The organism is Clostridium magnum DSM 2767 (assembly GCF_001623875.1).
Taxonomy (GTDB): domain Bacteria; phylum Bacillota; class Clostridia; order Clostridiales; family Clostridiaceae; genus Clostridium_AM; species Clostridium_AM magnum.
The window spans coordinates 505,228-525,993 of record NZ_LWAE01000003.1; the positions used below are offsets into that span (position 1 = coordinate 505,228).

General features: G+C 32.9%; 16 protein-coding genes. 1 reads left to right on the top strand and 15 read right to left on the bottom strand.

All coding sequences use genetic code 11. From position 1 onward, the window contains the following. From CLMAG_RS15795 to CLMAG_RS15855, 13 genes are all read right to left on the bottom strand, one after another. Positions 1-450 carry a (2Fe-2S)-binding protein gene (locus CLMAG_RS15795; protein ID WP_066624440.1) on the bottom strand — a complete coding sequence of 150 codons (450 nt, stop codon included), beginning with the start codon at positions 448-450 and terminating at the stop codon, positions 1-3. Further along, entirely contained in the window at positions 441-1,238 is a 798-nt protein-coding gene (locus CLMAG_RS15800; protein WP_066624441.1) for an FAD binding domain-containing protein, read from the bottom strand. The genes CLMAG_RS15795 and CLMAG_RS15800 overlap by 10 nt, the downstream gene beginning before the upstream one ends. A gap of 136 nt (positions 1,239-1,374) precedes the next feature. Next, positions 1,375-2,709: a uracil-xanthine permease family protein gene (locus CLMAG_RS15805; RefSeq protein ID WP_066624444.1), complete on the bottom strand. Its 1,335-nt coding sequence runs from the start codon at positions 2,707-2,709 to the stop codon at positions 1,375-1,377. 346 nt (positions 2,710-3,055) lie between these two features. Next, positions 3,056-4,372, bottom strand: coding sequence for a gluconate:H+ symporter (locus CLMAG_RS15810; protein ID WP_066624447.1), 1,317 nt, complete (start codon positions 4,370-4,372; stop codon positions 3,056-3,058). A gap of 238 nt (positions 4,373-4,610) precedes the next feature. Further along, positions 4,611-6,329, bottom strand: coding sequence for a dihydroxy-acid dehydratase (gene ilvD / locus CLMAG_RS15815; protein ID WP_066624450.1), 1,719 nt, complete (start codon positions 6,327-6,329; stop codon positions 4,611-4,613). Positions 6,330-6,746: 417 nt separating this feature from the next. After that, complete coding sequence (locus CLMAG_RS15820; RefSeq protein ID WP_066624457.1) at positions 6,747-7,427, bottom strand: FadR/GntR family transcriptional regulator; 681 nt, start codon at positions 7,425-7,427, stop codon at positions 6,747-6,749. Between the two features lie 172 nt (positions 7,428-7,599). Next, entirely contained in the window at positions 7,600-8,622 is a 1,023-nt protein-coding gene (locus CLMAG_RS15825; protein ID WP_066624459.1) for a sugar kinase, read from the bottom strand. Between the two features lie 18 nt (positions 8,623-8,640). Then, positions 8,641-9,288 carry a bifunctional 4-hydroxy-2-oxoglutarate aldolase/2-dehydro-3-deoxy-phosphogluconate aldolase gene (locus CLMAG_RS15830; RefSeq protein ID WP_066624461.1) on the bottom strand — a complete coding sequence of 216 codons (648 nt, stop codon included), beginning with the start codon at positions 9,286-9,288 and terminating at the stop codon, positions 8,641-8,643. A 413-nt stretch (positions 9,289-9,701) separates the two neighbouring features. After that, positions 9,702-11,177: a glycoside hydrolase family 32 protein gene (locus CLMAG_RS15835; protein WP_066624475.1), complete on the bottom strand. Its 1,476-nt coding sequence runs from the start codon at positions 11,175-11,177 to the stop codon at positions 9,702-9,704. 32 nt (positions 11,178-11,209) lie between these two features. Further along, a complete protein-coding gene (locus tag CLMAG_RS15840; protein ID WP_066624482.1) occupies positions 11,210-12,166 on the bottom strand; it encodes a carbohydrate kinase family protein in 957 nt (318 codons plus the stop codon). Between the two features lie 174 nt (positions 12,167-12,340). Further along, positions 12,341-14,239 carry a sucrose-specific PTS transporter subunit IIBC gene (locus tag CLMAG_RS15845; RefSeq protein WP_066624484.1) on the bottom strand — a complete coding sequence of 633 codons (1,899 nt, stop codon included), beginning with the start codon at positions 14,237-14,239 and terminating at the stop codon, positions 12,341-12,343. A 255-nt stretch (positions 14,240-14,494) separates the two neighbouring features. Then, complete coding sequence (gene licT, locus CLMAG_RS15850) at positions 14,495-15,337, bottom strand: BglG family transcription antiterminator LicT (protein WP_066624486.1); 843 nt, start codon at positions 15,335-15,337, stop codon at positions 14,495-14,497. A 418-nt stretch (positions 15,338-15,755) separates the two neighbouring features. After that, positions 15,756-16,871, bottom strand: a complete 1,116-nt coding sequence (locus tag CLMAG_RS15855; RefSeq protein WP_066624492.1) for an amidase domain-containing protein — start codon at positions 16,869-16,871, stop codon at positions 15,756-15,758. A 452-nt stretch (positions 16,872-17,323) separates the two neighbouring features. On the opposite strand from CLMAG_RS15855, the gene CLMAG_RS15860 reads away from it, so the two are divergent. Further along, positions 17,324-18,598 (top strand): IS110 family RNA-guided transposase, encoded by a 1,275-nt coding sequence (locus CLMAG_RS15860; RefSeq protein WP_066616512.1) that lies wholly within the window; start codon positions 17,324-17,326, stop codon positions 18,596-18,598. A 152-nt stretch (positions 18,599-18,750) separates the two neighbouring features. Here CLMAG_RS15860 and CLMAG_RS15865 read toward each other — a convergent pair whose 3' ends face one another. Together CLMAG_RS15865 and CLMAG_RS15870 are read right to left on the bottom strand one after the other, a co-directional pair. Further along, a complete protein-coding gene (locus tag CLMAG_RS15865) occupies positions 18,751-19,686 on the bottom strand; it encodes a M15 family metallopeptidase (protein WP_066624495.1) in 936 nt (311 codons plus the stop codon). 268 nt (positions 19,687-19,954) lie between these two features. Further along, positions 19,955-20,659 carry a lysophospholipid acyltransferase family protein gene (locus CLMAG_RS15870; protein ID WP_066624497.1) on the bottom strand — a complete coding sequence of 235 codons (705 nt, stop codon included), beginning with the start codon at positions 20,657-20,659 and terminating at the stop codon, positions 19,955-19,957. Positions 20,660-20,766: the final 107 nt, after the last annotated feature.

The window sequence follows — 20,766 nt, forward strand, 5'->3', positions numbered from 1 at the left end:
TTAAACTACCCCCAGATACTTTTTAACTGCTCTTAACTGCCCCATATATCCTGTACATCTGCATAGGTTGCCAGTCAAATAATGAATTATTTCTTCTTCTGTAGGATTTACCAGTTCATTTTTCATAGCGAGTACTGTCATTATAAAGCCCGGACTACAGAAACCACACTGTTCAGCACCATCTGCTACAAGTACCCTTGCAAACTCTTCTGCTTCCTTCTGAACGCCCTCTATAGTTGTAATATTTTTCCCATTTGCTTTTATTGCTAAAAGCGAACAAGATAAGGTTGGTTTTCCATCTACCCATACAGTACAAAGACCACAACAGCTTGTATCACAGCCTTTTCTTATACTTAGCATTCCATTGGCTCTTAAAGTATCTGCTAGGAATTCATCTCCTGCTACTTCAAAAGCAACTTTTTTATTATTTAAAATAACTTCTATCTGCATTCTAATACCTCCATTACTGCTCTTTTAACCAGTACTTTACACATAGCCTTTCTATATTCCGCTGAACCTCTCATATTAGTCCCAAAGGACATCTCTTCTGCTGCCATGTTAGCTACAGCTTCTATATCTTGGTCACTGTAACTTCCTTTTGATAATTCTTCTGAGGCATTTTTAGCAATTTTAGCTCTTGCTGGTCTAGCCCCCACAATAATCTTCCACTGATTATCGATACTTGAAACCGCTACATTTAATATAGGATAGTCACTTATAGCGTTTCTTAAATTTCCATAGGAAGCCTTTCTTCCGTTTTTCTTTATAAATATTCTTGTTAAAATATCCTTTTCGTAAGGCTTGTCCAAAAACTTTTCCAGAGGCATTCTTCCAGCCTTATACAATTCAACTTCAGTATCTAGAGCTAATAATGCTGTTATAAAATCGGAAAATCCATACTTAGAATAAACGGTAGCACCAACTGTAACTATGTTTCTAAATTGTACTCCTATTATATTGCTTATGGATTTAGGTAATAGTCCATTAAAATATTCATTTAAAACAAGGTTAATTTCAATATCTCTAAAGGTTGTCATTGCACCTATCTCGATATATTCGTCTTCTTCCTTTATGTAATTTAAATTAAGCTTTGAGAGCTCCACTGCCGTACCGATTCTTTTAGAACCCATTCTTAAAAAAGCACAGCCACCAAGCACAGTATTATTTTTTCTTTCCATTAATAGGCTATATGCTTCCTCAAGTGTTTCTGGTTGTATTAAATTAAGTAATGTAAACACTATTATTCCTCCTTACAAGCTATCAAAATTTCTACAAACCTATAGGGTTTCCGAGTTAAAATTCAACATATTACACAGTATAAGTTAAATTTTTGCCCTGAAACCCTATTCTATATTATACACTCTATTCTCTAGTTTAGGCTACGCTTTCTCCTGATTTTTCTGGTACTTCTACCTTATCCTTAGGTAAAATTACATTTAATAGAATAGCTAAGCCTCCAGATACAACTACCCCTGATCCCCCTAAAACCATTTTTAAACCTTGAGGGAAGTGAGCTAATACATCTGGTACTGCACTAATTCCAAATCCTAAGCCTAGTGCAACTGCTATGATTGTCCCATTTCTTCCTTGAAGTGGTTCCGAAGTTATTTGGTTTATACCACCTACAACCATCATAGCAAACATTACTACAGCAGCTCCTCCAAGAACACTTTGAGGCATTAAAGCTATAACTGCTCCAAACTTAGGGAATAAACCTGCAAGTATTAAAAATGCTGTTCCTGTTGCAATACAAAATCTATTTACAACACCAGTCATAGAAATAATACCTACATTTTGACCATAGGATGTATTTGGTAATACATTAAATAATGCCGCAAGAATACTTCCAAAACCGTCCTGTATTATGGCCCCTGAAAATTCTCTATCAGTTGCTTGACGTTTAGTTGTAAGAGTAATTCCAGATACATTACCTACTGTTTCAACAGAAGAAACTATATACATAAGCATTATTGCAAATATAGCATCTGCATGAAATTCTATACCGTATTTAAGTGGCATAGGAAATGAAACCCAAGAAGCATTTGCTACTGCTGCAAAGCTTATTTTTCCCATTGGAATTGCTACAATATATCCTACTATAAGTCCTATAAGTATAGCTGACATACTAGTTATACCTTTTGTAAAATGTTTAAAAAATAAAATAGTAATTAAAACAATAAATCCTAAAGCTAAATTCTGAAATGATCCAAAATCTTTAGCACCAGCACCACCAGCAAAGTATTTCATCCCTGTTGGAATTAATCCTAAACCTATTGATAAAAGCACTGTTCCTGTAACAAGTGGCGGAAAAAACTTTCTTATATGTTTTACTATAAGTCCTAATACTATTTGAAATAATCCACCTACTATCGCTGCTCCAAAAATACCTGGAAGTCCATATTTACCTCCAATAGATAAACATACCGCTAAAAATCCAAAGCTTGTACCCATAACAATAGGAAGTCTAGCTCCAATTGGTCCTATTGGATAACACTGAATTAAAGAGTTTACACCAGCTATAAGCATTGCACATTGAATTAAAAAGGTTTTTTGTTCAACAGGCAATTTTAATGCATTAGAAATAATTATTAGAGGTGTTACATTTCCAACAAACATCGCAAGAACGTGTTGTAGTCCTAACGGAATTGCTGTTCCGAGGGATGGTCTTCCATCAAGTTGATAAATTAGTGATTTCTTGTCTCCATTCATTATATACTCTCCTTTTACCCGAAAATATGATATTATTCGTGTTTTTAACTAATATATGTATATTATACAACATAACACTATAAAAAGTCGAACATTTTCTTGTTATTTTTACATTTTTCTTGTAACATAACGAATGTTGTAACTTAAATTGATACAAAATGACAAACTCAAACAAAAATTACTTCCATATTTCTCACAATAACGAACATTTAATCTCGTAGTTTATATACACATTCGGAGACTACATGCAATATCTACACTTGTATTAAAAAGATGTTACCATCTACATAGCAACATCTTTTAAACATCAAAGCAATTTATATAGTTTTAAGATACTTATTATACTCTAAACAAACATATTTATAAGTAATACTCCCGCCAATCCCATAACAGAGATTATAGTTTCAAGAACTGACCAGGATGCTAATGTTTCTCCAAGACTTAGATTAAAGTATTCTTTAAATATCCAAAATCCTGGATCATTAACATGTGAGAATATAACACTTCCTGCACCTGTAGCGAGTACCATTAGTGCTGGGTTAGCATGAGTAGTAGCAATTATAGGAAGAACGATTCCGGATGTAGTCATTGCTGCAACAGTTGCTGACCCTAAAGATAAACGAAGAATAGCCGCGACAAGCCATGCTAAAAGTAATGGCGACATAGTAGATCCAGCCATTATAGCTGCTATATATTTACCTACTCCACTGTCGATTAAGACCTGTTTGAAGGCTCCACCTCCACCAATAATTAGAAGTATCATAGCAATACCACTTATTGATTCAGCAATTATATTCATAACATCAGTCATCTTATGTCCTCTATTTACTCCTAGAGTGAATACTGCAATTATAACTGAGATAAACATTGCCATAACTGGGTCTCCGATAAACTCAAAAGTGTGTCTAATTCCTGATGTCTTAGGAAGTGTCATTTCACACACTGCTGCAAGCGCCATCAAAATCACTGGAACTAAAGCAGTGAATACACTTGTTCCAAAACTCGGCATTTCTTCATTTTTAAATATCTTAGGATTAAATAAACCTTTTGGTGGTTCATGTTCAAATCTCTTTAAAAATTTTGAAAATATAGGTCCAGCTACTATTGCTGTAGGTATTCCTATAATAATTCCATAAATTAAAGTCATACTTATGTTTGCACCATATACAACTGCTATCGCTGTCGGACCAGGGTGTGGTGGTAAAAATGCATGAGTAACAGAAAGTGCCGCTGCCATAGGTACTCCTACATATAAAAGCGGAAGTTCTGTTGAGGCTGCAATAGTAAACACTAACGGAATTAAAAGAACGAAGCCTACTTCATAGAACATAGCAATTCCCACTACAAATCCAGTAATAACAACTGCCCATTGAATATTTTTCTTTCCAAACTTATCTATTAAAGTTGTGGCAATTCTTTGAGCGGCACCAGTGTCCGCAATAAGCTTACCAAGCATAGCTCCAAAACCCAGAACTAGAGAAAGATAACCTAAGGTTCCTCCCATACCGTTTTGTATAGACTTAACTACATTTAAAGCTGGCATTCCTTCTGCAACACCAACAACTAGTGAAACCAGTATTAAGGATATAAAACCATTAACTTTAAAACCTAACATTAACAATAATAATAACGCAACACCAATTGCAACAATCAATAACGGCATATTTTTTTCCTCCTAAAACATTTTATTTTTTGTAGTAAATATTATTTGCATACTATAATTCTAGTTAATACTTTAACAAACTAAATCGTTTAAATTTCACATATATAGATGAATTCTGACTTTTTAAACTATAATACATTATATAACTTCAGCATTATTTTATCCCTCTGGATATATCAACACTAAATAATAGCGTAGTGATATATCCAGATTATAATTTATATTGCTATATAGATTTTTACTCCATATATCCACCCTTCATAGGTGATGTTGCTCTTTTAGTATAAATACTCAAAACACCTTTGGTATATTTGGGTTGTGGTTTTACCCACTTTTCTTTTCTAACTTTTAACGCTTCTTCTATTTCTTCTACACTTCTTTCTTCACCATTTACTCCTATAACATCAAGCTTTCTAGCCGGTATGTCTATTTTTATAAGATCGCCTTCTTCAACTAAAGCTATCGGACCACCTTCACTTGCTTCTGGTGAAACGTGTCCTATTGCAGGTCCTCTAGTTGCTCCCGAGAATCTTCCATCTGTAATTAGTGCTACTGACTCTATTAGTTCTGAATCTGATGCTATTGCTTCAGTAGTATAGAACATTTCTGGCATACCTGACCCCTTAGGTCCTTCATATCTAATAAATACTGCATCTCCAGGATTCACCACCCTTTTTAGTACTGCATTTAGAGCATCCTCTTCACAGTCAAAAACTTTGGCTTTTAATACAACCTGTCTTAATTTTTTAGATACAGCTGAATGTTTTACCACTGCACCCTCTGGGGCTAAATTTCCCTTAAGAATTGCTATAGCACCCTGTGCTTGTATAGGATTTTCTTTAGTCTTTATTACATCTTCCTTTTTAACTCCAAGAGCTTCTAGGAATTTACTACTTCTTTCATAATAATCGCTTTGCTTTAATTCCTGTAAATTTTCACCTAAGGTTTTACCTGTAACAGTAAGAACATCTAAATGTAAAAACTCTTTAATTTCCTCCATTATTGCAGGAACTCCACCGGCATACCAAAAATATGCTCCAGGATAAAATCCACTTGGTCTTATATTTAAAATGTATGGAATTTCTCTATGTATCTCATCAAATAGTTTCGGTTCTATTTCTATTCCTAACTCATGAGCAATAGCTGGTATATGGAGTAAACTGTTACTTGAACCAGCAATAGCTGCATGTACCATTATTGCATTTTCAAAGGCCTTTTTAGTCATTATTTCTGATGGTTTAATATTTTTCTCTACAAGCTTAAGCGCATACTCTCCGGCACGTCTTGCTGCTATTCTAAGCTCATCCAAAGTAGCTGGAATCAACGCTGTTCCTGGAAGTGCAATACCTAAAGCTTCAGCCATTACCTGCATTGTTGAAGCAGTTCCCATAAATGAGCAAGCTCCACAACTTGGACATGCATTATGTTTGTAATAAGTTAACTCCTCTTTTGTTATTTCCCCTTTCTCATGTTGAGCATAATATTTTCCAATTTGCTCTAGCGTAAGCATATCAGGACCAGCATTCATAATTCCACCTGGTACTAGTACTGCTGGCATATCCAGTCTAGCAATAGCCATCAGATGGGCTGGCATAGACTTATCGCAACTTGCCATAAACACTCCTGCATCAAAAGGAGTAGCTTGTACATGTATTTCGATCATATTTGCCATCATTTCTCTAGAAAGAAGTGAATAATTCATTCCATCATGTCCTTGTGATTCACCATCACATATATCAGTAACAAAATATTTAGCAGCTTTACCACCCTTTTCAGTTACCCCTTGAAAGGCTTCCTCTACTAAAACATCCAGATGAGCACTACCTGGATGGCTGTGTCCAAAACTGCTTTCTACTATTATTTGTGGTTTTTCCAAATCCTCTATCTTCCATCCTGATCCTAGTCTTAGAGAATCAAGCTCCGGAGCCTTTTCTCTTAATTCTTGACTTCTTAACATTTAATAATCACCTCATCATTTTACTTGTATTACATCTGCCGAATATTTTTTATTGAATTTCATTTCAGTATGTGTTTCATCGTTGCCAAAGTTGTATTACAACCTTATATATATAGTACTATGAAAACGATTCGTGGTCAACACCTTTTTTTGATAAATCACTATAATTTTAATATGCAAAATGTGTTAAGTCACATAAATTAGCTAGTTTATCTAGTTTTTATTGTACACCATTATACACTTCTAATTTCTTATACGCCTCCGGAACTTGTATTACAATTCGCTCGTATTAGAAAAACAGATGATTTATGACTAATATTTATTTTTTCAATATGCAAAAAAATTTCAGCATACCAAAACACCCTTGTAATACAACTGTATCACAAGGGTGTTTCATTTACTGATTTATTATAGTCTTTATTTATATCTCATCTCTTTTATATCTTTTATAGTTCTTTCTAAATGTCTTACCATATAAATATCTGCTAGTTCGGAGTCCCTATTTTTTATAGCATCTAAAATAAGCTTATGTTCACTAAGCCCACCAGAAGGTCCTAGTGTTTTATATAACTCCCTTTGGTGATATTCTAGTAAATTTCTCAATATTTCATTCACCTTTATAATTAAAGAATTACCACTTCCCTCTGCAATTTTCATGTGGAAATTTAAATCTTCTTCCGTAAACTTTTTAATATCCTGTCTCCAATCAAGCATTCTTTCGTAGCTTTCTTCAATTTCCTTTAGCGTATCACCATTACACTTTTCAGCACACATTCTAGCAGTTTTCGGCTCTGTGATAAGTCTAAATTCAAGAATATCTAAATAATTATCTTTATCTAGCGTTATCATGGGTATTAAGCTATTTAGATAGATAGATGGTTTTAAATCATTAACAAAGGTACCTTCTCCCTGTCGTTTACTTATGATATTTAAAGTAGCTAATTTCTCTATAGCCTCTCTTACAGACACTCTACTAACATTTAATTCTTTAGATAGTTGCGGCTCTGACATAATCTTTTCACCAGGTTTCCATTCGCCATTAAATATTTTCTCCTGTATTGTTTTAAAAACTATATCACTTGTTTTAAACTCTTTCATACATCATTCTCCCGATCAATCTATATTGATTCTTAATTACTTAAGATGTTCTAATACATTATACCTAAAATAACAAAAATTAAAAAGACATATAGCGATTTAATACAAGCTGAGTTGCAAGTATTAATCACACTATATGTCTTTTTACATGTATATTTCCATTTGTATACCTCTATCTTTGCACACTTCCAGAAACGTTACCCTTTACAATTTCATTTACTTCACTTTCCATAACTAAATTAGCATCTCCATCCACAGTATGTTTCAAAACTCCAGCAGCTACGCCAAATTCTAAAGCATCTTTATGATTTTCTCCCTGTACTAATTTATATATTAATCCTGCCGCAAAGGCATCTCCAGCCCCAACTCTATCCTGAATAGTAAAATCATACTTCTTCGACTGATATATTTCATTTCCATCATAAATAAAAGCCGATAAAGCATTGTGGCTAGCAGAATAATTCTCTCTTAAAGTTGATACCATATATTTAATATTAAATTTATCTCTCATTTTACTAAATACATTCGCAAATCTCTCAAGATCCACTTCTTCTTTTGTAAAATCAGCCACCTTGTATTCTCCCGTTTCTCCTTCTACACCGCTTAGCCATCCAAAGCAAACATCCACATTTTGCAGTAAATTAGGCATTACTTTTTCAAATTTTTCGTAGCTCCAAAGTTGTTTTCTATAGTTTAAATCTAAGCTTATAGGCACATCATACTTTTTAGCTGCTTCAGCAGCTTTTTCCACAAGCTTTATACAACTCTCTCCCAAAGCCGGTGTGATTCCCGAAAAGTGAAACCAGTCAGCATCCTTGAATATTTCATCAAAGTCTATTTTATCTACATCAACTTGAGTTATTGCCGAATTTGCTCTATCATAAATAACTTTGGATGATCTTACAGAATTACCCTTCTCAAAGTAGTATATTCCTAGTCTGTCTCCATCCCTAACTACATAATCTGTATTTACTCCATATCTATTTAGATAATTAAGAGCGCTCTTCCCAATTAAATTATCAGGCACTTGAGACACAAAATAAGATTTCACTCCCCAGTTTCCTAAGGATACAGCAACATTTGCCTCTGCCCCACCATATACTATATCAAAAGATTCCGCTTGGGTGAATCTTTTGTATCCTGGCGTAGACAGCCTAAGCAATAATTCACCCATAGTTACTACTTTCTTCGCCATCAAAGTCTCCTCCTAAAGTTATTTACTTCTAGCTTCTTTTACTTTTGCAACAAATTGATTTGCAATTTCACTTATGGACTCATAGTCTCCAGTTGCAGCTCCTGCAGTAAGCTTTCCACCAACTCCAACTGCAATACATCCATTCTTAATCCATTGATCCACATTTTCTAGACTAACTCCGCCAGTTGGCATAATAGGAGCCTGCGGAAGAGGTGCTTTTACATCTTTTACGAAACTTGGACCAAAGGCACTTCCCGGAAAAACTTTTATAATATCTGCACCAGCTTCCATAGCTCTTATCATTTCTGTTATTGTCATACATCCAGGCATATATGGAATTTGATATCTATTACAAAGTTTAGCTGTTTCCAAATCAAATCCCGGGCTTACAATATATTGAGCCCCCGCAAGTATTGCTATTCTTGCAGTCTCACTATCAAGCACAGTCCCCGCTCCAACTATTAACTCTTCTTTAGCAAACTTTTCTTTTAAAGAACTTATTACCTTGTCTGCACCAGGTACCGTAAAAGTAACTTCTATAGCTGGTATTCCACCTTCTATACAAGCCTTAGAGATCTTCTCTGCCTTTTCCGCATTTTCAGCTCTAACCACAGCGACTACCCCAACTTCTTCAATTCTTCTTAATGTTTCTAACTTTTCAATCATAATCGCCCCTCCTAGTATATGATTACTTTTCAAATAGAACCTATACATATTAATTTAGATTACACTATACTTTTTCTCACCATTTTAGTTGTATTACAACTACACTTATAGACTACTATGAAACCGATTCATAGTCAATACTTTTTTGGTGCCGAAGAATAAATTTTATATTTCAAAATGTTCCAACCATCTATTTAAGCCATATAAAGCTAATTTCCATTGAAGTTTACTACTGCAAATTTTCTTATACACTCTTCCTGGCTTGTATTACAATTCACTTGTATATTATTATGGTAGTTGATTTATAGTTGATGTTTATTTCCTATATATAAAAAAAGTTTCATACAACAAAACACCCCTATAATACAATTAGTACTATAAGGGTGCCCTAACTCAATAATAATTTTTAATCCTTACCGCAAATCCCACATAATAAGATTTTTCACTTTTACTCTTCCACCCCTAGCAAATAGTTTAATTCCTTTACTATTCTCATCAGGAAAAACTCTAGCAGAAAACACCTCTTCCCCATCATTTATAAAGACTTCTATAGAAGACCTATCCATAAAGATATTTAATTTCAGTATTTTTCTATCTTCAAGCTGGCATCGTCTTACACCGCTAAGTGCTCTTCCACTTTTTTCTCTATTGAACTCAAACTTTTTACTTTCTCTATTATAAAAAAGAACTGTTTCTTCACTGCCATCTTCTGAGGTCCTCAATTTTACACCATACTCAGCTGCATCTTCTACCTGAAACTCTATCAATAGCTCTAAGACATCACCATTTATATTCTCTAATTCTATAACGTCGTTATCTATTGTAATATCCTGATAGAACATTTCATTCTTACGTAGACTCTTAAACTCTTCTACTGGCTTTTGGTATATTTTATCGCCTACTAACTCTAATACTCTAGATATAGTCATTGTATGGATCCACCCATGCTCCGTAGTCGGGTGATTTTCTTCTTCTGGAAGTCCCATCCATGCTATTAGTATTCTTCTACCCTTATTGTCAAGGGTTGTTTGTGGTGCATAGAACTCAAACCCTCTATCTAGTTCAGTAAATTCACCATGTATTAGCCTTCCTGAATCATAATTTAGTTTTCCCACAAAGTAACCTGATTGATATATATTATTATATAAATCTCCTTTTGACTCTAAACCCTGAGGAGATGCTATAAGTATATCTTTACCCTTCAAACTGAACAAATCAGGACACTCCCACATGTATCCAAAGTAGCCTAAGTCATTTAAACTGGATCCAGCAGTGTCCCCTACTAATGACCAGTCTTTTAAATCTACGGATTTAAACAAGAGAACTTTTCCCTCATTATTTATAGTTTGAGCACCTATAACCATATACCATATTTCATCCTTTTTCCAAACCTTAGGATCTCTGAAGTGTCTTGTATATCCTTCTGGTTGATTATAGATTACAGGATTATTTTCATACTTTTTAAAGTTAACACCATCTTCACTTGTTACAAGACATTGATAGGTTTCCCTATTTCCATTTTCATCTTTGACATTTCCCGTGTAAATTAAAGTTAATACACCATTATCATTAATTCCGCTTCCAGAATAGCATCCATGTGTCTCATACCATTCACTAGGCGCAAGTGCTATAGGGCACTCCACCCAGTTAACTAAGTCCTTACTTTTAACATGGGCCCAGTATTTTAAACCATGTTTAGTACCAAAAGGGTGAAACTGGTAAAATAAATGATATTCATCATTTATTTGCACAAAGCCATTTGGATCATTTAAAAGCCCTACAGGAGGCATAATGTGATATTTTAACCTATAATAATCACTTTCTACTAATTCTTTTGTTTCCTCTATTCTATCATAAGCTTTTTTTAATAATTCTTCATTCTTGTTCATAATATCACCATCTCTTTTGTACTATACGTATATTAGCATTTTTCTACTTCATCTAAGGTAGGAAGTGCAGCTATGGCCCCAAGTTTAGTACATACAATTGCACCTACTTTATTACCAAAGGCAACAATTTCTTTAAGTTTTTGAAAATCACCTAATATATTCTTAGCTTCTTCTTGCTGTGCTATTTTATAAAGCACAGCACCTACAAAAGCATCTCCTGCCCCTGTAGAATCTATTGATTTTATCTTTATACTACCAATAGTATCTATATTAGTTCCATTAGAAATTAAAGTTCCATCTTTCCCCAAGGTTACAGCTATAACCTTTGCCCCGAGCTTATGAAATATTTTTATTCCTTCTTCCAAGCTTTCTTTTCCTGATATTATTTTTATTTCTTCATCACTAACTTTTACAAAATCTGCGTATTTTAAACACTTCTTAGATATAGATACAAATTCCTCTAATCTATTTTTCCATAAATCCACTCTATAATTAGGGTCAAAGGAAATAAAAGTCCCCTTTTCTTTTGTTTTTTCCATTACTTCTAAATAAGTAACTTTTGATGGACCTCCAAGAAGTGCGGTAGCAGACCCAAAATGAATTATCTTAGAGGAGTACACTTTTTCTTTGTCTAACTCCTTATAAGTTAATAATTCATCCGCTCCTCTATTAAATATAAAATCCCTTTCTCCATCTGACTTTAATGAAACAAAGGCAAGAGTTGTATTTGAGTTATTATCTAATACAAGCATGCTTGTGTCCACTCCTACAGAGTCTAAAGTGTTTTTTAGAAATACTCCAAAGTGATCATTACCAACCTTTCCGGCAAAGGAAGCATGTCCACCCAACTTAGATATTGCTGCTGTAACATTAGCCGGTGCACCTCCCGCCTTTTTTATAAAGTTTGTTCCCTCAGTTAAACTAGAATTTACATCTGAACAGATAAAATCAATTAATAATTCACCTACGCATAATATGTTATTAGACATTATATTCTCCTTCCTAAGTTATACTTAAAGTTTTACTATTTAATGTAACTAAGGCTTCAGTTGAACAAAAGTCTATCTGAAGCCACTAGTTATCTTTTTTTAATGTTATTCTTAATTTACTAAATCACACCTGAATTTCTTCTCTAAACACTCCCATCTGATTCAATTTTACTTTTACACTTCTAATAATAGTAATTTATCTTTTAAACTAACCTGCCCAACCCTTAATTCTTTTACAGCTTTAAACCTATCAGAGTTAGTTATAACTATAGGAGTTATAGTTGAAGAAGCCTTTTCTCTTAAAATTTCCAAATCTACTTCTAGCAATTTATCTCCAGCCTTTACTATATCCCCACTCTTTACAAAGGCTTTAAAGCCTTCTCCATTCATTTTTACTGAGTCTATGCCAACGTGAATTAGAATCTCAGCTCCTGAATCTGTTTGAATAGCAACTGCATGCTTTGTTTCAAATACTAAGGATATTTTTCCGTCAGCTGGTGCCACAACTACTCCATCTTCTGGATCTATTGCAATACCATCCCCAAGTAATTTATTAGCAAAAGTTTTATCTGGTACTTCTTTTAGCAGCATTGCCTTTCCCTTCATAGGAGCTAACACTATATCATTTTCCATTATATCACATTTTAGCGAATCTGAAGAAACTTCTTTATTAGTGTCTGTATCATTATCAGCCTCTACTTCTTCAATTTCATCTTTAAATCCTAGTAAAAATGTTGCTATAAATGCACCCCCAAACGCTATAGCAAAACCTACTATATAGTTAACCATTGATCCTTGCTTAACAATAGCTATACCAGGGATACCTGTAACTCCAACAGCTGTCATTGCAACTTTAGTTAAAACTATATAACCTCCACCTAACGCACCACCAATTGCAGCTGCGATAAATGGTTTCATTAATCTTAAGTTTACACCGAAGATAGCCGCTTCAGTTATTCCAAGTAGACATGATAAAGCAGCAGGAGCAGCTATTGATTTTAATTTTTTGTTTTTTGTCTTTAAGTATACGGCCAAAGCTGCACCACCTTGTGCCACATTTGCCATAGACCAAATTGGTAATAAGAAGTTTTTACCTATAGCTGGGTTTGAAAGAAGTCCAGCTTCTATTGCATGGAAGCTGTGATGCATTCCAGTGATAACGATTGTTGAATATAATCCACCAAATATAATTCCAGCAAAAACTCCAGCACCATTATATAAAGCTTGTAATCCAAAAGAGATTCCATCCCCTATAATTCTCCCTACAGGACCTATTACTAATAACGAAATAAACGCAGTACTCATTAATGTTAAAAATGGGGTAACAATTATATCAATGACATTCGGAACAATTCTTCTTAATCCTCTTTCTATATATCCCATTACCCAAACAGCAATTAAAATAGGAAGAACTGTTCCTTGATAACCAACCATACTTACATTTAGTCCCAAAACAGTTATTGTATTTTTAACACCTTCACCTAATGTCCATGCATTTTGTAGTGCTGGATGAATTAATATACCACCTAAGGCTGCTGCCAGAAATGGATTTACTCCAAATTCTTTGGCTGCACTAAATGCGATTAGTATTGGCAAAAATACAAAGGCTGCATTAGAAAACATATCCAAAAGGGTATATATTCCACTTTTATTATTTACCCAACCAAAGGTGCTGCACATTCCCAATAGTCCCATTAGAAGACCGCTGGCAACTATTGCAGGAATGATTGGTACAAATATATTAGATAACATTCTTGCAAATCTTTGAAAAGGATTCATATTCTTCATTGCTGCTTTTTTAGCCTCATTTAAATCTGTTTGTGCGATTTTTGTATTCTGAGTAAGTGCCTTAAACACCTTATTAACTGCACCTTGCCCAATAATAATTTGAAGCTGACCTGCTGTTGAAAAAACTCCTTTTACTTCGTTCATTCTATCTAATTCTTTTTGATTTACTCTCTTTTCATCTCTAACTACAAAACGTAATCTTGTGGCACAATGTGTAGCACTTTCAACATTTTCTTCTCCACCAACTAATTGTAATATTTTTTGGGCTACTTTGTTATAGTCCATAAATTTCTCCTCCTTAAAAATAAGTTTTAAAGTTATATAAAAAAACCCAAACTGATGAGTATACATTTTGTTAATAGAGTCTATTTATCCTTAGTTAAATATTCCATAAAGCAACGAATATTTAACCACATAACTCTATTAACTTAAACATATAATTCTCTCAATTTAGGTTTTGCCTGCAAAAGCAGTAACAATCCTGTATTAAGTTCTAAATATATATAATAAAAGTTTAATTTCAATAAGTTTTATTATCAGTTATTTCTTCAAACTAGACATAACTCTTTGCAAGTGAAGACTTAAATATACTATTTCTCCATCTCTTATTGTATAATCATAGTTGTCTTGAATATAAGTTTTAATCTTTAATGCACATTTGTAAACATCTTTATAATCTTCTTTAATTAATTTAAGAAAAGGTGCCTCATCTTCTGTCAATTGTTTTTGAGATATTATCCTTTGTGCAAAATACTTTAGGTGAGTTATAAGTCTGTCATAGGACAAATCATCCTCATCAAATTCTATAATAAAGTAGTACTTTATTATATTTAACACATCTTGGATTATTGTAGTTATGTTCATTGTATTGGGCATAATCTCTCCAATAGATCCATTGATTAAATGAAGTGCTATAAAACCAGCCTCATCCTCTTTAAGCTTTACACCTAGTTCTTTTTCTATAAATTCAATAGCCCAAAGTCCTACCTCATATTCTTTTTTGTGTATTCTTTGTATTTCCCAAAGAAGATTATTTTCAATTCGTATACCTGCAAGAGCTCTCTTTATTGCAAAAGCTAAATGGTCCGTTAATGCAACATATATATGATCATCAAACTCAACATCCAGCATTTGCTTTGCATAACTTATTATCTTTTCAGAGACTTGCACATACTCCAAAGGTATTTCATTTATTAATCTTTGAAACTTTAAATTTTCATTCTTATTTTGAATTAAAAACACCTTCTGTATTTGTGCTTCATCAATTTCTTCTCCAATCTTTTTCTTAAATGCAATACCTCGTCCCATTATAACCTTTTCAAGCCCTGTTTCTTCGTCTATAGTGGTTACTACATTATTATTTAGTATTTTTTCAATTTTCATTTGTATCACTCCAAGGTTATTATAAACTTTTTTAATTAATATTCAACTTTCTAAATTTATATTTTTACTTTGTTAGTAAAAAATTTTAATGTACTAGCTTATAAAAGTAACAATTAACCAAAAAAACCCAAATTAAAATAAAACCATAAAAAGTTTATCTTAATTTAGGTTTTGCCTGCATTATCAGTAACAATCCTGTTATATAAAATTATTGTTTCTATAGTCCTATGTTAACAGTTTCATAAAAACTTGTCAAGTTAAATATAATATCAAGCTATACATATTTTTATTCGAAGCTTTTTCCCTAATTCACTACTAATCCTTTCAATGTTTCATAGGTGTGAAGGATTAGTAGTGTTACTTTTTTAAATTCTTTTAGCTAAAAATCAATTTATATTAAGAACTACCTTGTAAAAAACTAATAATGTACTCTAACTAACCAAAATTTTATGTTTTTGTCACTCCATCCAAGATCCCATGGAACCTTATTTCTGTCTGTATTATGACAACTTACTAAAGAATAACCTTTGGAATCGGCGCCGGTTACAACTGAAATATGGGTAATATCGCCTTTCTTCTCGTAAGCTACAAAATCTCCTGGCAATAGCTTGTAAGATGCTTTATATACTTTCTCATAGCTTCCAGCTGCAATAACTGATGCTCTACCACTATTAATCATATAATCCTTGAATCCATCTGCATTTAACCAAGATCTTGTTGCACCATTTCTATCATAATTCCAAGCAGAATTCTTTTTAAACTTAGCTCCTTCAAACAAAATCTGAGATGCAAAATTTGCGCAATCTCCACCCTGTGGATTATAATCTCTATATTTTTTATTATACTTAAATCCATATTTTTCTTCACTTGCAGTTCCACAATATTGTTCAGCATATTCTGCTGCGTTTAATCTTCTTTGGTTTATACCTGAAAAGTCTCTAGGAGTCTGGGCTAACATGTATTGTTTCATAGAATCTACTTTTAAGTTATCTAAGTTTAAAGAATCTGCAAAAGGATCTTTATACCATTCCTTATTGATTATCCACATACCATCTTTGTTTACAATTCTCACTATATGAGATGTTCCAATTCTAGATATATTTATTATGTCTGGAGTATCTTCATACGCATATTTATACTCTGTTGAACAGATTAGGTTAACTGAGTATTTATCATCACTTCCTCTAATACTTCTAATTACCACCTGAGGGGTAATATCAATAAATTTTACTCCTTGCTTTTCACCCCAGTTCTGAATATATTTCATTTTTCTTTCTTCATATTGAAAAGCCCATGTTCCATATTTAGTATTTTTATCATAAATGGATTCTATAAATTCTAAATCTCCATTTACTAATGCTTTATTTCTATTCTCGAATATTTGTTTTATCGAATTAGAAACTTCCTCCTTAGAATCTAAAGTACTACTTAATACTCTGTTAGGTTGATATCCATTCATAAATAAAATTAAAACTACTATTATTATGGGCCTTATTTTAATTTTAAAAATTTCTTCTCTTGGAGAAAAATTCATAGTGCATTACTCCTCGTATAATAAGTTTATAGCAGTTATTTACTGCCTATAAACTTATTTATTTTTTATATTTTGTATAGATTAAGAAAGCATCTCAATTTTTCTAGTGGGGATTCTCCCAATTCAGTATTGCTGATTCTTATACTTTCCGATCTATACTGTTTTAACCTACTATTTATTAAAGGATTTTCTAATGCTAAAATAGTCATAACGGAACTTTAGCGAAGGTTACTGCTGTATTCCTCCTGCAAAACACATTGTGTTATTGCCTGTAAAGCTTGCAGCCTGACCAAAGTATCATATTCTGCTTACACAAATGTTGCATCTCCTTTCGCAGCCACCAGCAAGGTTTTGCGTCTGGATGAATGCTAATTACGCGAGGTTGCAGTTAGTACTTTGGATTAGGATAATCCTTTCTAATTTCCTCATTATTTTTGAAAGGTGGTGATTTCATGAAGAAATTAGATTACTTATCAACTCTATTTGTTGGTATCGATATTGGTGCGAGACAAAATGTTGTCTCTGCTATTAATTTTGAACAGGAATTCTTGATTAAGATGAAACCTGTTCCTAATACGCAATTTGGTGCAGAGCAACTTGAATCCATGCTTGTTAAGGTTTTAGAAAACAATACTTTTAAAGCTGTTATAATCGGCTTAGAATCTACTTCCTTTTATGGAGTACATATAGCCAATTTTTTATCTGCTAGTGAAAAACTTATGACTTACAAACCTTATGTTTACTGCTTGAATCCTAAGGAAGTTGCTAACTACAAAGAATCCTTTAATTCTCTTGATAAAAATGATGGCATTGACTCTTTTGTTATTGCTGACTTTGCAAGAGTTGGCAGAATTCATATTGAACCTTGGCGTGGTTCTCAATATCTTGCTCTGCAAAGACTTACAAGGCACAGACTTCATATTGTTGAATGCTTAACTAGAGAAAAAACTTACATGTTATCCAATGTATTTCTTAAGTTCAGCGAATTTGCATTATTACAGGGAGAAGATCATCCTTTTTCTAATAAATACGGTGCTACCGCATCTTCAATACTTACTGAATTTCTATCTTCCGAAGATATTGCAAATACATCAATTGAAGAACTTGTTGACTTCGTCAATAGAAAAAGTCGGAAAAGGATTTCTAATCCTCAGATGACTGCTGAAATTTTGCAGCAAGCTGCACGTAATTCATACCGTCTTGATAAATGTTTGTATGAGCCATTAACAACCTCTATTGCTTGTTCTTTCAACTGTATTCAGGCTTTTGATAAAGAACTTAAAGGTATTAACAAAGCCATTGAAAAAGCTGTTATGGGAATGAATCCTGTGGAATACAAAATATTAATGTCTATTCCTGGTTTTGGCCCTGTTTACTCCAGTGGCATTCTTGCTGAATTAGGAAGTGTGCATGCATTTCCTAGTAATGATGCTATTGCTAAATACGCTGGCATCGTGTGGAAAGAAAATCAATCTGGAGGTTTTAAAGCTGAAAATACACCTATGAACAAAGCTGGTAACCGTTATTTACGCTATTATCTCATAGAAGCTGCAGGAAGTGTTGTTTGCCATATTCCTGAATATCAAGAGTTCTATCAGAAGAAATTTGCTGAAGTAACTACACATCAGCACAAACGAGCACTCGCGCTAACATCTCGTAAACTTATTCGTATGATTTTTGGATTGCTGGCTAAAAATCAGCTCTACTCTTCAAATAGAGTAGATTAATCTATATAAATTATACGAACATACTTTCTCATTGGACTGTATGTTTATTAAGGTTACCCATTTTTAAAGAAATCATTTGATTTTCTTTTCATTTTGTTCTTGACATATTACCAAATTGCTTTAATATAATCACAATTATTTATTTTGTTTATTTATCTCAATGCATCATCAATTTTTTTTATATAATCTTTCCCTTCAATCTCTTCTGAAGGTACCCCATCATACCACGTACTTAAGTTACTTTTTTTATTTCCAAAGTATCTAGCTTTCAAAATGATTTCAGGTCTATATTCAAAGTGTAAAATATCAAAATGGCTCCATTTTCCCCCCCAAACAAAATTATTTTTCTCAAATGCTTCTACGATTTCCTTTGGGTAAGAGGCTAACCTTTTTTGTCCTTCTTCCTGAGATGCCCATTTCCAATAATCTCTTTTATCCCTTGCTAAATCAATAGCTATACCAAAAGAATGGGGACTAAGACGATTTGTGCCTGATATCAAACGATAATTAAAAGTTCCGCTGCAAGGAAACAGGCATGAGCTAACATTCTGTTTTTTCTGTGCAACTAGTATAATCTCTTTAATTGCACTATCCAAACACTCTGCTGCTTTATTGCTGCCATTAAATTGAAAACTTCTGTACACCAAATTAACATTTTTAAGTTTAGATTCTATTTGTTTCTGAGATTCACCATATACTTCTTTCAATATACCGTATACTCTAAAACGTCCAGGGTCACAATTTTTATCCATCAATTTAGAGATAGGTTCTAGGGGATATTTTTGCTCCATCATATCTTGTAAATCTGGATTTTCTAATTTTTGTTCAAAACTTTTGGCTTTTTTATCATCATAAAGAATCTTTTTACCTGATCTCATTACTAAATATACAGTTCCATCTCCTTTATGTTCTATACCAGTAATATACTCAGGATAAGCCATAATCAAGCATAAGAAATCCTGTTTCATCGTCGTCTCATAGGTATCAGAACTTTCATATGCAGAAGTACTATTATCTAAAGCTCTTGCTGTATACCCTAAATTGACACATAAAAATGTTATTAAAAACCAAGTAAATATTTTTTTCATAATTAGTTCACCTTTTTCAACAAACTTATTTTCCCTTCAGATTAAAACTCTCACAATTATATATTTGCCAATTACTCGCATTGTATGTATTGCTAAATTTCACTTAAAAGGAAGTCTTATTCAATCACTTCTACATTTTTGTTTTTTATTACAAAAACAAAAAAAAATTACCTATAATTTTTAATTATAATTATAAGTAATTTCTTCATTTAATTAATATATAAGTTTCTGAAGCTATACCCTAAATCCTCATATAATATTACTTTTACTATAAAGCAGATTCAATCGTATCATATAGAATCTCTGATAAATTCTTTTTATCTTCTTCAGGTAAAGTATCCAAATATATAGGCTTATGTATAGTCATCTTAAGTGAATGTCCTCTTACCTGATTTCCAACTTCAAGGACTTTATAAGTTCCATCCAGAGTAATTGGGACTATCGGTACCTTTGCCTTAAGAGCTAATTTCATACTTCCTTTTTTAAATTCTCCCATTTCTGATTTTAAGCTTCTTGTTCCCTCGGGAAAAATAAGCATTGAATACCCCTTTTTTAAGTTTTCTACACCTTCATTTATAGCCTTCATTCCTTCTCTTACATTGTCTCTATCAATATACACTGTATGCAGCTGACTTAGCCACCATCCGATTAAAGGATAGCTTTTAATCTGCTTTTTCGCAATATATCCAGTAGGCTTATTTAAATATGAAATTAAAAGAAATCCATCAAACATTGCCTGATGATTACTTATAAAGACACAAGGCCCCTGAGGGATATTTTCTTGTCCTTTTACTATAGTTGTTGTCTTAGATCTCTTTAAAACATGATCTGATATACTTTTCACTTTATCATACACATATTTATCAGCAAGTTCAGTAGACTTCCTTTTTAAAAAATATAACTTTATTCTACCAACTATAGTATTTAATAAAAGATAAATTCCAAAATAAGTGTACCATAATAATTTAATCATTTTAATTTTCTCCTTTAATTAATGATGAAGTGGAAACTTGAATCAGATGGGGTTTCGAATCCCATCTGATTCTTAGTTGAACGAATCCAGTGACGTAGCCGCTCTTT